This window comes from Pantoea sp. ICBG 1758, assembly GCF_002928325.1.
GTDB lineage: Bacteria > Pseudomonadota > Gammaproteobacteria > Enterobacterales > Enterobacteriaceae > Pantoea > Pantoea eucrina.
This window is the reverse complement of the sequence record NZ_POWL01000001.1, coordinates 172,196-187,677: the sequence shown is the minus strand read 5'-3', so window position 1 is coordinate 187,677 and position 15,482 is coordinate 172,196. Positions and strand designations below refer to the sequence as shown.

The 15,482-nt window shown below is 59.6% G+C and carries 14 protein-coding genes; 7 read left to right on the top strand and 7 right to left on the bottom strand.

Going from position 1 to position 15,482, the window contains the following annotated elements:
* Nucleotides 1-41: 41 nt before the first annotated feature.
* Together C1Y41_RS00950 and C1Y41_RS00945 are read left to right on the top strand one after the other, a co-directional pair.
* Nucleotides 42-956: an SPFH domain-containing protein gene (locus C1Y41_RS00950; RefSeq protein WP_104084637.1), complete on the top strand. Its 915-nt coding sequence runs from the start codon at nt 42-44 to the stop codon at nt 954-956.
* Complete coding sequence (locus C1Y41_RS00945; protein WP_071668948.1) at nt 956-1,414, top strand: NfeD family protein; 459 nt, start codon at nt 956-958, stop codon at nt 1,412-1,414. The genes C1Y41_RS00950 and C1Y41_RS00945 overlap by 1 nt, the downstream gene beginning before the upstream one ends.
* On the opposite strand, the gene cueR is transcribed toward C1Y41_RS00945, so the two are convergent.
* Nucleotides 1,390-1,806: a Cu(I)-responsive transcriptional regulator gene (gene cueR, locus C1Y41_RS00940; RefSeq protein WP_071668947.1), complete on the bottom strand. Its 417-nt coding sequence runs from the start codon at nt 1,804-1,806 to the stop codon at nt 1,390-1,392. The genes C1Y41_RS00945 and cueR overlap by 25 nt on opposite strands.
* A gap of 94 nt (nt 1,807-1,900) precedes the next feature.
* On the opposite strand from cueR, the gene copA reads away from it, so the two are divergent.
* The 3 genes from copA to ybaK all read left to right on the top strand — a co-directional run bounded on the left by copA (nt 1,901) and on the right by ybaK (nt 5,976).
* A complete protein-coding gene (gene copA / locus C1Y41_RS00935) occupies nt 1,901-4,408 on the top strand; it encodes a copper-exporting P-type ATPase CopA (protein ID WP_104084636.1) in 2,508 nt (835 codons plus the stop codon).
* A gap of 71 nt (nt 4,409-4,479) precedes the next feature.
* Nucleotides 4,480-5,289: a TraB/GumN family protein gene (locus C1Y41_RS00930; protein ID WP_104084635.1), complete on the top strand. Its 810-nt coding sequence runs from the start codon at nt 4,480-4,482 to the stop codon at nt 5,287-5,289.
* A gap of 207 nt (nt 5,290-5,496) precedes the next feature.
* Complete coding sequence (ybaK, locus tag C1Y41_RS00925; protein ID WP_104084634.1) at nt 5,497-5,976, top strand: Cys-tRNA(Pro)/Cys-tRNA(Cys) deacylase YbaK; 480 nt, start codon at nt 5,497-5,499, stop codon at nt 5,974-5,976.
* Here ybaK and C1Y41_RS00920 read toward each other — a convergent pair.
* A complete protein-coding gene (locus C1Y41_RS00920) occupies nt 5,973-6,845 on the bottom strand; it encodes a LysR family transcriptional regulator (RefSeq protein ID WP_039383034.1) in 873 nt (290 codons plus the stop codon). The two genes, ybaK and C1Y41_RS00920, sit on opposite strands and share 4 nt — an antisense overlap.
* 90 nt (nt 6,846-6,935) lie before the next feature.
* Between C1Y41_RS00920 and C1Y41_RS00915 the strand changes: the two genes are divergently transcribed.
* Nucleotides 6,936-7,367: a multidrug/biocide efflux PACE transporter gene (locus tag C1Y41_RS00915; protein WP_039383032.1), complete on the top strand. Its 432-nt coding sequence runs from the start codon at nt 6,936-6,938 to the stop codon at nt 7,365-7,367.
* Nucleotides 7,368-7,414: 47 nt separating this feature from the next.
* Here the strand turns inward: C1Y41_RS00915 and ushA are convergent, their stop codons facing one another.
* The gene (gene ushA, locus C1Y41_RS00910; protein ID WP_104085327.1) at nt 7,415-9,163 is read right to left on the bottom strand and encodes a bifunctional UDP-sugar hydrolase/5'-nucleotidase UshA; all 1,749 of its coding nucleotides are present in this window, start codon (nt 9,161-9,163) and stop codon (nt 7,415-7,417) included.
* 354 nt (nt 9,164-9,517) lie between these two features.
* On the opposite strand from ushA, the gene ybaL reads away from it, so the two are divergent.
* A complete protein-coding gene (gene ybaL, locus C1Y41_RS00905; protein WP_039383029.1) occupies nt 9,518-11,206 on the top strand; it encodes a YbaL family putative K(+) efflux transporter in 1,689 nt (562 codons plus the stop codon).
* A gap of 53 nt (nt 11,207-11,259) precedes the next feature.
* On the opposite strand, the gene C1Y41_RS00900 is transcribed toward ybaL, so the two are convergent.
* The 4 genes from C1Y41_RS00900 to C1Y41_RS00885 all read right to left on the bottom strand — a co-directional run bounded on the left by C1Y41_RS00900 (nt 11,260) and on the right by C1Y41_RS00885 (nt 15,314).
* Nucleotides 11,260-12,561 carry an inosine/guanosine kinase gene (locus C1Y41_RS00900; RefSeq protein WP_039383027.1) on the bottom strand — a complete coding sequence of 434 codons (1,302 nt, stop codon included), beginning with the start codon at nt 12,559-12,561 and terminating at the stop codon, nt 11,260-11,262.
* A 61-nt stretch (nt 12,562-12,622) separates the two neighbouring features.
* Nucleotides 12,623-13,582 (bottom strand): ferrochelatase, encoded by a 960-nt coding sequence (gene hemH / locus C1Y41_RS00895; RefSeq protein ID WP_039383026.1) that lies wholly within the window; start codon nt 13,580-13,582, stop codon nt 12,623-12,625.
* 114 nt (nt 13,583-13,696) lie between these two features.
* Nucleotides 13,697-14,341, bottom strand: a complete 645-nt coding sequence (gene adk / locus C1Y41_RS00890; RefSeq protein ID WP_039383025.1) for an adenylate kinase — start codon at nt 14,339-14,341, stop codon at nt 13,697-13,699.
* Nucleotides 14,342-14,492: 151 nt separating this feature from the next.
* On the bottom strand, nt 14,493-15,314 hold the full coding sequence (locus tag C1Y41_RS00885; RefSeq protein ID WP_071668945.1) for a DUF6024 family protein: 822 nt from the start codon (nt 15,312-15,314) through the stop codon (nt 14,493-14,495).
* Between the last annotated feature and the right edge of the window lie 168 nt (nt 15,315-15,482).

Sequence of the window (15,482 nt, the reverse complement as noted above, 5' to 3'; positions counted from 1 at the left end):
CGAAGCGACTCGGCCCGGTAATCTGACAGCCAGGAGGTTATATGCTGACCGCTATTCCTGTTATCATCGTGCTGGTGCTGGTGATTGTATGGGCCGGTATCAAGATTGTTCCGCAGGGCTATCAGTGGACGGTAGAGCGCTTCGGACGCTACACCCGTACGCTCTCGCCGGGGCTTAACCTGGTGGTGCCGTTTATGGATCGCGTGGGTCGCCGCATCAATATGATGGAGCAGGTGCTCGATATCCCTTCTCAGGAGATCATCTCCAAAGATAACGCCAACGTCACCATTGATGCCGTCTGCTTTATTCAGGTCGTTGACCCGGCGCGTGCCGCCTATGAGGTCAGTAATCTGGAGCTGGCGATAATCAACCTCACGATGACTAACATTCGCACGGTCCTTGGCGGCATGGAGCTGGATGAGATGCTGTCGCAGCGTGACAACATCAACACCCGCCTGCTGCATATCGTTGATGAAGCGACAAACCCCTGGGGCGTCAAAATTACCCGCATTGAGATCCGCGATGTGCGGCCACCGCAGGAGCTGATCGCTGCCATGAATGCGCAGATGAAAGCTGAGCGTACCAAACGCGCCGATATTCTGGCTGCTGAAGGCGTGCGTCAGGCCGCCATACTGCGCGCTGAAGGCGACAAGCAGTCACAGATTCTGAAAGCGGAAGGCGAGCGCACCTCCGCTTTTTTACAGGCCGAAGCGCGTGAGCGGCAGGCAGAGGCGGAAGCGAACGCCACGCGCATGGTGTCTGACGCGATCGCCGCCGGTGATATCCAGGCCATTAACTACTTTGTTGCGCAGAAATATACTGATGCGCTGCAGAAAATTGGCGAAGCCGGCAACAGTAAAGTGGTGATGATGCCGCTCGATGCCAGCAGCCTGATCGGCTCGGTAGCGGGCATCAGTGAACTGCTGAAAGAGCGTCATGCGGAGCGGAGGCCGTAATGCTGATGGAGCTGATTGCCCATCCGCACTGGTTCTGGCTGACGCTGGGCGGGCTGCTGCTGGCAGCCGAAATGCTGGGCACCAGCGGTTATCTGCTCTGGTGCGGTATGGCGGCGCTGCTGGTTGGCCTGGCCGAGTGGCTGTGGCCCTTCTCGTGGGCTGGTCAGGGGCTGCTGTTTGCCGCGCTGACGCTGCTGAGCGCGCTGGGCTGGTATGGCTGGATGCGCCATCAGGCTGCAACGCAGCAACCCAACACGCTGAACCAGCGCGGTAAAGAGCTGATTGGCCGGCAGCTGACGCTGGAGACGCCGCTTAAAAGTGGTATCGGACATGTACAGATTGGTGACAGCAGCTGGCGCGTACAGGCAACAGACGATCTGCCCGCGGGCACGCGGGTGACGGTCACGGCGGTTGAAGGGATCACGCTGCTGATTCAGCCGCGTTTACCGCCGGAGTGACCGCAGCAGCCCGCCAGCTGATTCATTATCGGGCACTCGGCGCCCTCGTCGCCGGGACACGCCTCTGCCAGTGACAGCAGGCGCGCCCGCATGGCGTGCAGCTCCTCAATATGCGCTGCAATTTCTTCAGCCTTCTGCAGCGTGCGCGCTTTGACATCTGCGCTGTGCCGCGCAGGATCGTTGAACAGCGCCACCAGCTCGCGGCACTCATCCAGCGTAAAGCCAACCTGGCGCGCCTGGCGCAGCAGATGCAGCTCTTCCAGATGGCGTTCGTCATAGTGCCGGTAGCCATTTCCGCTACGCAGCGGCGGCGTCACGATCCCTTTCTCTTCATAAAAGCGGATCGCTTTACTGGTCAGCCCGGTTTTTCTGGCAACGTCGCTGATATTCATGCCGGCTCCTTGACCTTCCCCCGAATGGAAGGTTTACGCTTATAACTACTGTAACCGGTGCAGCCGGTCAACTCTGTTCACTAAGGAGACTATCATGTCAGACAGACAAACGCTGGCGCTGGAGGGGCTTTCCTGCGGCCACTGTGTCAAACGGGTTAAAGAGGCGCTGGAACAGCGCAGCGACGTCGAGCAGGCGGAGGTCACGCAGCAGGAGGCACGCGTGACCGGGACGGCCAGCGCCAGCGAGCTGATCGCAACCGTAGAGCAGGCTGGCTACCACGCCATGCTGCAGCCTGAGGCAACATCCCCAAAGTCTGATCCGTTGACAGCTCAGGAGCCGCCGCCGGAGGCGCTGACAACGGCCTCTCAGCCGGCAGAAGCGGCGCTGCCGGTACAGCATCTGCTGATTGATGGCATGAGCTGCGCCAGCTGCGTCAGCCGGGTAGAGAACGCGCTGCGCGCGGTATCCGGCGTCACGGAAGCACGCGTTAACCTCGGTGAACGCAGCGCGCTGGTGCTGGGTGAGGTTAACGCACCGGCGCTGATTGCCGCCGTAGACAAGGCAGGCTACAGCGCTGAAGTGATTGAGGATGAACAGCGCCGGCGCGAGCGTCAGCAGGCGAACGCGCGGCAGGCGATGCGCCGCTTCAGCTGGCAGTCGGCGCTGGCGCTGGGGTTTGGCGTGCCGATGATGTTCTGGGGCATGGCGGGCGATCATATGATGCTGACGCCGGAGAATCAGACGCTGTGGCGTACGCTGGGCGTTGCCACGCTGCTGGTCATGATCATTGCCGGCGGCCACTTTTACCGCAGCGCCTGGCGCAGCCTGCGATTAGCCACCGCCACCATGGATACGCTGGTGGCGCTCGGCACCGGCGCTGCCTGGCTCTATTCGATAAGCGTGGCGCTGTGGCCGGAATTTTTTCCGCTGCAGGCACGCCACCTCTACTTTGAAGCCAGCGTCATGATCATCGGCCTGATTAACCTCGGGCACGCGCTGGAACAGCGTGCCCGTCAGCGCGCCTCGCGCGCGCTGGAGCGGCTGCTGGATCTGACGCCGGCGCAGGCGTGCGTGGTCACCGAACAGGGTGAGCAGCAGCTGCCGCTGAGCGCCGTCACCGCCGGTATGACTCTGAAGCTGGTCACCGGCGATCGGGTACCGGTGGATGGCGACGTCACGCAGGGAGAGGCGTGGTGCGATGAAGCGATGCTGACCGGCGAAGCCGTGCCGCAGGAAAAAGCGCCTGGCAGCAAAGTCTATGCCGGCACGGTGGTGCAGGATGGCACGCTGCGCTTTATCGCCAGCGCCACCGGCAGCCACACCACGCTGGCACGTATTATTAATCTGGTGCGTCAGGCGCAAAGCAGCAAGCCGGAGATTGGCCGCCTCGCCGATCGCATCTCTGCCGTTTTCGTACCGGTTGTGGTAGCGATTGCGCTGCTGAGCGGCCTCACCTGGTATCTGATTGGGCCACAGCCGCAGCTCGCCTATGCGCTGGTGATCATCACTACCGTCCTGATCATCGCCTGTCCCTGTGCGCTGGGGCTGGCCACGCCGATGTCGATCATCGCCGGCACCGGCCGTGCGGCAGAGCTGGGTATCCTGGTGCGCGATGCCGACGCGCTGCAGCACGCCAGCGAAACTGACACGCTGGTGTTTGATAAAACCGGTACGCTGACGCAGGGATCGCCGCAGATCGGCGAGATCTGCTGCTATGCTGACCGGGATCAACAGCAGATCCTGCAGGCCGCAGCGGAGCTGGAGCAGGGATCCACGCATCCGCTTGCCAGCGCGATCCTCGCTGCCGCGCCGCAGCCGCCGGCAGCAGAGATCACCCGCTTCCGGACGCTGCGCGGCAGGGGCGTGAGCGCACAGGTGGCAGGTCAGACCCTGCTGCTGGGCAACACGGCCCTGCTTGATGAGCAGCAGATTAACTATGACGCCGCCCGGGCAGATATCGAACGCATCGCGGCAAGCGGTGCTACGCCAGTGCTGCTGGCCGACGCGCACCAGCTGCTGGGCCTGATTGCGCTGCGCGATAATCTGCGGCCGGAGAGTAAAGCGGCACTGCAGCGGCTGCATCAGGCTGGCTACCGGCTGGTGATGCTGACGGGCGATCATCAGGCCACAGCCCGCGCTATCGCTGCTGAAGCGGGAATTGATGAAGTGATCGCCGGCGTGCTGCCAGAGGGTAAAGCAGAAGCCATAAGCCGCCTGCAGCAGCAGGGGCGCCGGGTGATGATGATAGGAGATGGCATCAACGATGCGCCAGCGTTAGCGCAGGCGGATACCGGTATTGCGATGGGCAGCGGCAGCGATGTCGCGGTCGAAACGGCGCCGCTTACGCTGATGCGTAACGACCTGCATGGGGTAGCGGATGCCCTGGCGATTTCGCAGGCCACGCTGCGCAATATGCGCCAGAATCTGCTGGGCGCATTTGTGTATAACAGCCTGGGTATTCCGATTGCGGCGGGCGTGCTCTATCCCTTTACCGGCCTGCTGCTGAGCCCGATTGTCGCGGGGGCAGCAATGGCCCTCTCTTCCATCACCGTCGTCAGCAATGCAAACCGCCTGCTGCGTTTCACTCCGCCCGACCGGTAATAGCAGCCAGCGCGCTGTTTTTAGCCGAAATAAATCGTTAGCATGACGGTTTAACCGTAACAGGAGCGGACATGAACAGCCCTATCTGGCAACGTCTCTGGCAGCGGATCGCCGCGCTTTTTCCGTCTGCCTACCGCTGGCCGGCAATGGATATGCGTCTGGGCGACCGGCTGCTGCATCTGACCGGCAGTATCCATATGGGCACACGCAACATGCAGCCTCTGCCAGCCGGCCTGCTGCGTCAGCTGCAGAAAGCGGATGCGCTGATTGTTGAGGCGGACATCACGCGCGGCGGCTCTCCTTTTGCGGATACCGCAGATTTGCCGCCGCTGCACACCCGGCTGGAGAGCGCCACGCTGACGCGGCTGCAGACGCTCTGTCAGGATCTGGGGCTGGAGAGTGATCTCTTTGATACCCTGCCCTGCTGGCAGATAGCGCTGATGCTGCAGGCGCACCAGGCGCAGCGGCTCGGACTGCGTCCGGAGTATGGTATCGATTATCAGCTGCTGCAGGCCGCAAAGGCAGCGGGCAAGCCGATCATTGAGCTGGAAGGGCCGGAGACGCAGATCGCGCTGCTGAAATCCCTGCCGCAGGAGGGTCGGGCGCTGCTGGTGGATACGCTTGAGCACTGGCATACCAATGCGCGGCTGCTGCAGACGATGATCAGCTGGTGGCTTGAAGCGCCGCCCGCGCAGCAGCCGGTAGCGCTGCCCGCGACCTTTGGCAGCGAGCTGAGCGATACGCTGATGCGTAACCGTAACCAGCAATGGCGCGAACAGCTGCTGGCGCTGCCATCGGGTCGCTATCTGGTGGCCGTCGGCGCGCTGCATCTCTATGGCGATGATAATCTGCCCGGCCTGCTAAAACAGAAGCAGCCGTAACGCGACACCTGCGCTGCTCAGGAGTGGCCGAAGGATAAGACAAAAAAAGAAGGCCGATATCACTATCGACCTGTCAAAGAGGAATTTGTTTATGATTTTGGTTATCGCCAGGGTGAGTGGCGCGGGACAATTCTCGCGCAAAGTTCAGATTTTCGCCACTGTTATTAGCGCAATCTTTGAGAAGAATTTTTGTCGTAAGGATTAATGATGACCCCTGCAGTCAAACTTCTGGAAAAAAACGGCGTGGCGTTTACGCTGCACCCCTATGAGCATGACAGCCATGAAACGCATTTTGGCGATGAAGCGGTGCGCAAGCTCAACCTTGATGCGCGCCAGGTGTTTAAAACGCTGCTGGTCGCGCTGAACGGCGATGCGAAAGCGCTGGCGGTGGCGGTTACGCCGGTTGCATCCCAGCTTGATCTAAAAAAAGTGGCGAAAGCGCTGGGCGCAAAGCGAGCAGAGATGGCCGATCCGCAGCTGGCGCAGCGCGTCACCGGCTACCTGCTGGGCGGCATCAGTCCGCTGGGCCAGAAAAAGCGCCTGCCAACGGTAATCGATCGGCAGGCCGCAGAGTTTGCCACCATATTTATCTCTGGCGGTAAACGCGGCCTCGACATTGAACTGGCTGCAGAGGATCTGGCGCGGCTGCTGAATGCCACACTGGCCGACGTGGCACGCTGCGATTAATCGGGCTGCTGCGCGCAAAGCTGATCGATCATCCAGCGCCCGGCCGGGCCGGGCGGATTACGTCGCGACCAGACCACATCTACCGCAATATGCTGCGGCCAGCCGGGAACGCATAGCTCTTTCAGGACCTGATGACCAAACTGATCCACCAGCCAGCGCGGCAGTACGCTCCAGCCAAACCCCTGCTCCGCCATCTCCAGCAGCAGCAGATACGTCGGCGCTGACCAGGTTCGCCCCGCCGCCGGCAGCGGTCCGCGCGTCTGTACCCAGGTGTTCAGCCGCAGCTGCCGCAGCTCGCTGAGCTGCGCCTCACTCACCTGAGCCAGCTGCGACAGCGCGTGATCCTGATGCAGAAAGATCGCCATCTGCGCCTCCACCTGCAGCCGGGCTACCGCCAGATCGGGCGGCAGCGCAGGCTGAGTGCGGACCACGCCCAGATGCACCCGCCCCGCCTGCAGCAGATCCAGTACATCCTCATCCTCTGCAATCATGCATTCAAAGTCGATATCGGGGTAGCGGGCATCAAACCGCGTCAGCAGATGTTCATGATGATCGGCCTGCCAGAAATCGGAAATGGCCAGACTCAGGCGCGGCTCAACACCCTGCGACAGACGCAGCGCCAGTTCATCCAGCCGCTGACTGGCGGCCAGGATCTGCTGCACCTGAGCCAGCGCGCGTTCCCCCTGCGGTGTCAGCACCGGCTGACGGCCGCGGCGGTCAAACAGCGCAAAGCCTAGATCGATTTCAAGGTTAGCGATGGCAGCACTGATGGTGGACTGGCTTTTTGCCAGCGCGCGGGCAGCAGCAGAGAAAGAGCCGCTCGCAACAGTCTGGACAAATGCCTCAAGGGATTCCGGAGAGTATTTCATGGTTTACCATCGTTTTTTTCGATAGACACTCATTTTATCTCAGATGCGTGCAGTGCGAAAATGCGCGTTATTACGTAACCGGAGATATTTATGCGTACCCGTTCGCTGAAAGAACGCATTCTGCACGCCGTGGGCTTTGAGGGCCTGGCTATTGTGACTATCGCGCCGCTGGCAGCATGGATTATGGACAAGCCGCTGTTCCAGATGGGCACGCTGGCGATTGCCCTTTCTACCGTCGCGATGCTGTGGAACATGATCTATAACACCCTGTTCGATCGCATCTGGCCGCCGCATCAGAAGCGCGGGCTGGGGCTGCGTGCCCTGCATGCGCTCTGTTTTGAAGGGGGATTTATCCTGATTGGCCTGCCGATCGCCGCCGGCATGTTGCATATTTCGCTGCTTAACGCCTTTTTAGTGGAGGTGGGATTCTTTCTGTTTTTCCTGCCCTACACCATGGTTTACAACTGGGTCTGGGATAAGCTGCGCCTGCGCTGGTTTGCGCAGCCATCCTGCCGCGCCTGATGCCGGGCGCGCGCTGCCTCCGGCCGGAAGCAGCGCGCCGGTTACGCTTAATCCTGCGCCGCGCGCGGCCAGATCCATGCCAGGAACATACGCGGATAGCTGCGCTTGCGCTGCTTTTCCAGCGCCTTGTCACGCTCGCGTACCTGCTCGTCGGTCAGATGCACGACGGCTGGCGGCACAAAATCAGCGATTTTTAGCGGTGAATGCTGAGTAATATAGTCGCGCAGCACGTCAGCATCGCGCAGACCGCTGTTGCGGTAGCCCGCGCGCGCCGTCAGCGGCGGATAGCCGTCGCCGCCGCTGGCGTTAAAGCTGTTAGTGGCAAGGCGATAGGTTTTTGTCTTCTCCAGCGGCTTACCGTTGATTTTGACATCACTCACTGAGGTGCCGTCGGCCACCAGGCTGATGCCGGCCAGCTGCGCAAAGCCGCCGGAGTTAGCTTTGATATTGGCGATGCGGGCAAGATATGCCTGCAGTTCCTCACCGCTCAGCGTGACCGACACCACCTGATTGCCAAACGGCTGCACCTGCAGCAGATCGCGCAGGCGCAGCTCGCCTGCCGGAAGCGATGTGCGGATGCCGCCGCCGCTGATCACCGCCACATCCGCTTTGGTCGCGGCGATCTGCGCTCGCAGGATCAGCTGCGCCAGATTGGTCTGCTCAAAGCGGACTTTATTGCGCTCGCCGACAAACAGCCCGTCACTGCGGCCAACGGCGACATCCAGCTGTTTACCGGCGCGCAGCTGGAAAGGGGTCAGCAGCTTCATCATCGCGGTATTGGGTACAATCGGCTCCTGATAAGGCAGCCAGGTTTCGCTGCCATCCTGGTTGGTGACTTTATGCTTCAGGTTAACCGGGATGAGCTGATAATTTTCCAGCGTCAGCTCACCGTTGCGAAAGGTAAAATCGCCGCGACCCACATATTTGCCCCACTCTTTAGCCTGCATGATCCAGACGCCATTTTGCCGATCGGGCTGGCAGGGCTGGCCTGGCTGATAATCGGGCACGCTGCGGTTAGCCTGCGCCATACAAACGGCATCGTGCGAGTGGCCGCCCACGATAACACTCAGGGTGCCGGGCGGCAGGCTGCGCGCCAGCTCAACGTCGCCCGGTGCGTTACTGCCGTGCTGACCGTCGTCATAATGTCCCATATGCGTCAGCGCGATGATCACATCAGGCTTTTCCGTGGCGCGCAGCTCCGCTACCGCTTTCAGCGTCTCTTTGACCGGATCGCGGATCTCAAGCTCTGCGACATTTTCCGGGTTGGTAATACGCAGCGTATCCGTAGTGGTCAGCCCGATAACCGCTATTTTCAGGCCCATACGGTTAAATATGGCCCAGGGCGAAAACAGCCGCCGATCGCTGCCTTTTTGATAGATATTCGCCGCGAGAAAGGGAAAACGCGCCCACTTTTTCTGCTGTTCCAGCACGCTCAGAGGCTTGTCAAATTCGTGGTTTCCCAGCGCCATAGCGTCATAACCCACCAGATTCATGCCGCGAATGTCAGGCTCTGCGTTCAGCACATCTGACTCCGGCACGCCGGTATTGATATCCCCGGCGGAGAGGATGAGCGCACCCCCTCCGCGCGCCTGGACATCATAACGCTGCTGGTCCATCAGGCTCTTTTGTGCTGCCAGCCCATACTCACCCTGCGCGTTACTCCAGAAATGGCCATGATGATCGTTGGTATGCAGGATGCTGAAGCGATAGCTGCGATCGGTTTGCCACGCCTGCGCCAGCATCGGCACCAGCAAAACCAGCAGCGCCAGCCAGCGCTTTTTCGGGGTAAGTAACAACACAACGCTCTCCTTGTTCGTTTTTTTCCACTGCATCGTGGACCTGACAGATTTCTGCCCTCTGTGTCGCACAGTTCCCTGCTTAACTCAAGCTGAAAGGCAGTACCCGCTGCTATTTTCATCTGCTCTCGCCGGCTGGGCCCGTCGGAGAATGCTGCGCTTTTTAACGCTGCTGTAATGCATTATCACTACCTGCACGCCAGGATAACTGCTGAAAATAGCGCTTCGGCACGTTTTTTATCGCATTTTTTCAGTTTATTCAGCTTTCATCCCGCAAATGTCTAAACGCTGCAGCAGGATTTGCATTACACTTGGTTGTTACAAGCGGACACATTTGCACACAAGGAGACAGGCATGCATCACACCACACCGTTGATCACCACTATTGTCGGGGGCCTGGTCCTCGCGTTTCTCCTTGGCATGCTGGCCAATCGCCTGCGCATCTCTCCGCTGGTGGGCTATCTGGTTGCCGGCGTGGTTGCGGGCCCTTTTACGCCAGGCTTTGTTGCGGATACGAATCTGGCACCTGAACTGGCAGAGCTGGGCGTCATTCTGCTGATGTTTGGCGTCGGACTGCACTTCTCACTGAAAGATCTGATGGCGGTAAAGTCGATCGCCATTCCCGGCGCCGTGGCGCAAATCGCGGTGGCGACGCTGCTGGGAATGGGGCTCTCCTGGACCATGGGCTGGTCATGGATGACTGGCCTGGTGTTTGGCCTGTGCCTCTCTACGGCCAGTACCGTAGTGCTGCTGCGGGCGCTGGAGGAGCGACAGCTGATTGACAGCCAGCGCGGCCAGATTGCGATCGGCTGGCTGATTGTGGAAGACCTGGTGATGGTGCTGACGCTGGTGCTGCTGCCTGCCATCGCCGGCATGCTGGAACAGGGTAACGCCAGTCCGACCCTGCTGGCATGGGATCTGCTGCTGACCATCGGTAAAGTGGCCGCCTTTATGGTGCTGATGATGGTGGTAGGCCGCCGCGTTATCCCGTGGATCCTGGCAAAAAGCGCGGCTACCGGCTCGCGTGAACTCTTTACTCTATCGGTGCTGGCGCTGGCGCTCGGTATCGCCTTTGGTGCCGTAGAGTTCTTTGATGTCTCCTTTGCCCTTGGCGCCTTCTTCGCCGGCATGGTGCTGAACGAATCTGAGCTGAGCCACCGCGCGGCGCGCGACACGCTCCCACTGCGCGACGCCTTTGCCGTACTGTTCTTTGTATCGGTCGGCATGCTGTTTAATCCGATGATCCTGATTGAACAGCCGCTGGCGGTACTGGGCGCGCTCGCCATCGTGGTGCTGGGTAAATCAATCGCCGCCTGGGCGCTGGTCACTCTGCTGGGGCACTCACGCCGTACCGCCCTGACCATTTCGGTCAGTCTGGCGCAGATTGGTGAGTTTGCCTTTATTCTCGCCGGCCTCGGCATTTCACTCGATCTGCTCAGCGAAGAGGGGCGCAACCTGGTGCTGGCGGCGGCTATTCTCTCCATTATGCTGAACCCTATCCTCTTCTCGCTGCTGGAGCGCTATCTGGATAAAACTGAAACCGCTGAGGAGCAGACGCTGGAAGAGGCGATGGCGGAAGAGAAACAGATCCCGGTAGATATCTGTAATCACGCAGTGATTGTGGGTTATGGACGCGTCGGCAGCCTGCTGGGGCAGCAGCTGCTGGAAGCAGATATCCCGCTGGTGGTGGTGGAAAACTCCCGCCCGCGCGTTGAAGCGCTGCGTGAACAGGGTATCAGAGCGGTGCTGGGCAATGCAGCACGCGCAGAGACCATGGAGCTGGCACGGCTTGACTGCGCCCGCTGGCTGCTGCTGACCATTCCGAATGGCTATGAAGCGGGTGAAGTGGTGGTGGCCGCACGTGAGAAGCGCAAGGATATTGAGATTATCGCCCGTGCGCACTATGACGACGAAGTCGCCTATATTATGGATCGCGGCGCTAATCAGGTCGTGATGGGCGAGCGTGAAATTGCCAGCAGCATGCTCAATGTGCTGAAAAAGGAGATCGCCGTTGAGCCGATCTCCCGCGAATGCCCGATTTGATCGGGGATCGCTGACTGCAGGGGCGCACTGATGCGCCCCTTTTTACTGCGCGCTTATCTGTCCCAGTAAGACTCTTCCAGGCTATCTTCCCGCTCCGGCAGGCCGCGCGTCAGGCGCGGTGAATGCTGGTTCAGCACCTGATAACTCACGCGGTTAGCATATTTGCACACCTGCGCCAGCGAGGAGTAGGTCAGATATTCACGCGCATGTTTGCTGGAGTTGGGGACTTTGAGGCGATGGAAGTTGTTCGCCGTGATATCGTGCAGCAGCGCTGCCAGCGCCCCGTCTCCTGCCCCGTTGGTATTCATGATCTTTTCCGGTCCGCCCATGTAAGGCGCGATATGCGAGAAGATGCGCAGCGGCTGCTGACAATCCTGCTGGCGCATCGCCCGGCTGAACTCATACTGGTTGAATTCCGCAATCGCGCCCGGCAGCAGCGGGTGATTCGTTTTGCGCTTAAATTCATCTTCAGTGAAGCCCGCCATGTAGAGCCCGGTCGGACCGGCGGTGCAGAGCACCAGATCGACCCACTCCAGCGCCATATCAGCTGCCAGCAGCGGATCCTGTTCACCGGTCAGCGCAAACGCTTCTTCTTCGTTCATCGCGACAATAGAGACGTGATCGCGCAGGAAATCACGCCAGAACTGCGGGTTATCCTGAATGACATATTTTGTACCCAGCGTTAACACCACCGGCACATTATGCTTTTTCGCATACGCAATGGCGCGCAGCGTGGCGTCCGGCATCGGTTCACCAGGCTGGCAGCGTACCAGATAGGAGGTCAGCACCAGCGCTGACGCCCCGGCAATCACCTCTTCCGGGATACTCTCCGCCTGCAGCCGGTTCATCAGCCCCGGACTGATCGCGAAGGTCCGTTCACCGTGCTCGCCAATCAGGGTAAAGCAGCGGCCAATCGCGCCGTCCACGCCCTGCAGGAAGTTCAGATCCATACGGCTGGAGGTGTTGCAGAGATAGCGATAGGCGTAGCCGCCAATCTGGATGTTATTGCACATGACGCCCAGCAGCACGGAACGATCGTCAGCCAGCACCGAGTAGTTGTGCAACGTGTTGCCAATGGTGCCGCCGGCAAACTGGTGGCTGATCAGCTGCTCGCGCATCAACTCGTTATAGAGCGCTTCCGCCGTCGCGTCGTCAATCACCAGCGAATGCCCGGCACTCAGGCCGTAGCGCTGCAGGAACGCGTCATCAACTTTGGCTTCGATATCCACCAGCGTCTGGTCGATACCCACCACCCAGCTGCCCTCCTCCTGCTCCTGCTGAATAGCCTGCAGCAGCGGATCGCGCGCGTTGACGGGAAAATAGTGTTTGGATTTACGTTTGCCGGGAAATTTCATGAAAAGCAGTCATCAGGGAAAATCAGGCAGAGAAGCATATCATACTCTCTGCCTGATGCGCTTAGCGGCGCGCGTTGACCAGCTGTACCATCATCTCAATGTGCTCGTCATCAGCGTTAAGCGCGGGAATATATTCAAATTTTTCGCCGCCTGCATGCAGGAAAATTTCACAGTTTTCACCGCTGATCTCCTCCAGCGTTTCCAGACAGTCCGCCGCAAAGCCGGGGCTCATGACCTGCACGTGCTTAATGCCTTTGGCCGGCAGACTTTTCATGGTCTCATCGGTGTAGGGCATCAGCCACGGCTCACGCCCGAAGCGCGACTGAAAGGTCATCATGATTTTTTCAGGGGCGATATTCAGCGCCGCCGCCAGTGCGGCGGTGGTATCTTTACAGCGCTGCGGATAATCATCGCCTTCATTGGCGAAACGCTGCGGAATGCCGTGGTAAGAGAGCACCAGCAGATCCGGCTCGCCGTGGCGGGCAAATGAGCGCTCAACGGAGGCTTTCAGCGCGGCAATGTAAGCCGGATGCTCAGCATAGTCGCGAATAAAGGAGACCTGCGGCAGCGAGCGCAGCGGTTTAAAGCTGCTGGCCAGGCCATCCCACACGGCGGCAACGGTAGAGCAGGAGAACTGCGGATAGAGCGGCAGCACAATCAGGTGCGTGACGCCCTGATCCAGCAGGCGATGTACCGCTCCGTCCAGGCTCGGCTGACCATAGCTCATGCCCAGCTCGACCGGCATGTCCACGCGCTGCGCCAGCGCGGCACGCTGCCGCTTGCTGAATACCATCAGCGGCGATCCCTCTTCCATCCAGACGGAGGCGTAGAGTTTCGACACGCGCGGCGAACGAAACGGCAGAATAATAAAATTAAGGATGGGCCACCATAGCCAGCGCGGCGTATCAACCACGCGCGGATCGCCGAGGAACTGCTTCAGATAGCGTTTCACCGCCGGGGTGGTAGGTGCTTCAGGTGTGCCTAAGTTAACCAGCAGAACACCGGGCTTATCTTGCCTCATTCTGTTTCCTTGATATCGCAACGAAGAGTGGTGAATCGGGGGAAATTGTAGCGGAAATCACGGGCGGGAAAAGCAATTGCTGTAAAAGGGCCAGGCATCCGGCCCTTTTGGTACTTAGCCGAGGATACGGCGCAGTTCTTCACTGACGTCAGCCACCGGGCGGGTGCCGTCAATTTTGTGATAGGCGGTGTTACCCGCTTCCGCTTCTTTGCTGTAGTAAGCGATCAGGGGCGCTGTCAGCTCATGATACTCAACCAGGCGCTTACGCACGGTCTCTTCCTGATCGTCTTTACGCGTGGTCAGCTCTTCACCGGTCACATCATCTTTACCTTCCACTTTTGGTGGCTTGTTTTTGATGTGGTACACGCGGCCAGAAGGCGCGTGCACGCGACGGCCCACAATGCGATCGACGATCAGCTCGTCCGGCACGGCAAATTCCAGCACGTAATCGACTTTGATGCCCGCTTCTTTCATGGCGTCAGCCTGCGGGATGGTGCGTGGGAAGCCATCGAGCAGGAAGCCGTTTTTGCAGTCTTCCTGCGCGATACGCTCTTTAACCAGCGCAATCACCAGTTCATCAGTCACCAGTTTACCGGCATCCATGATGGCTTTCGCCTGCTGGCCCAGTTCGGTGCCTGCTTTTACTGCGGCGCGCAGCATGTCACCGGTAGAGATCTGCGGAATACCGTAGTTCTCCATAATATACTGAGCCTGAGTGCCTTTACCTGCGCCCGGTGCCCCGAGCAGAATAATACGCATTGCGTAATTCCCCTTGCGAATCGCATTGATCAATCTATGAAGGCCAAGAACATACCATTATGACCCGCCAGCCACAAGGCAACGGGCACGCTATCACTGGCCCGCCTACTGTGACCTGCTTTGGGATGAAGCGCCAGCTGAGGGATTGATTTTAGGAATTCAGGCTACGCAGCAACAACGCTTTCAGCTGCTTTTTCAGCGTCGCGGTGACGTTTGTATGTTTGCTGCCGCTGCCGCGCAGGCTGGCCGGGATCAGCAAACGTCCGGGCAGCCGCCGGATCTCCGGCGGCAGGGTAACATTATGCAGCGCCGGCGGCAGATCAATCAGGGCAAATGGCAAACCGGGCTGCTGCAGTGAGGCGAGCGGTAGCGGCGTTTCGAGCGCAAACCGGTCAACCATGGCGATATTAAACGGCTTCCACTCAGCGCTCTCCATCATCGTCAGCGCCTGCTGCGGCGCGCTTCCCAGCGCCAGCCCCTGCTCTATCAGCCGCAGTTCGCTGCGCACCAGCGTGCTGAATTTTGTCGTGCGCAGCGCAATCAGTACCAGATCGTCGCTCAGCGCTGCATGGTGGTTCAGGTGTGCGACAAACAGATGGGAGCCGGCAATCAGCGTTTTGTGCAGCGCGCTGGCAAACGACCCGGAAGCGTCGGTCACGCCCTGACTCTGGCAGGCGTCGAGCGAGCGCACCCGCCCTTCCGCCAGATCCACATGCTCTATCAGGGCGATATTTCCCGCCATCATCGGGACGGCGGGCAGCACGCTCAGCTCGCTGACCGGATGGTGCGAGGCGTAGCGTGTCTGATTACGCGCCTGCTCCTGGCGTAAAAAAAGCTGAGAGAGCACCACCCGCGCAATATGCAGCGTGGGCGCAAAGAAGAGATCGTAATTTTCCAGCCGGTAGTAGCGGGATAGCTGGCTGCGCAGCCGATCGCATATCGCCGCCCTGGCAGAGGCGTTTTGTGAGGCCATCGCGTAACGTTTCCCTGTATTAGCTGCGAAGTGGTGCTTTCCGGCAGATAAAACGCGTGGCTGATACATAGCCAGCCCGTCCCGTCAACCTGCCAGAATCTGGAGCAGAGGTTAGGGCAATGCGGCTGGACATTAAAATGATATAAACTGACAATCCCTGTTAGGTTT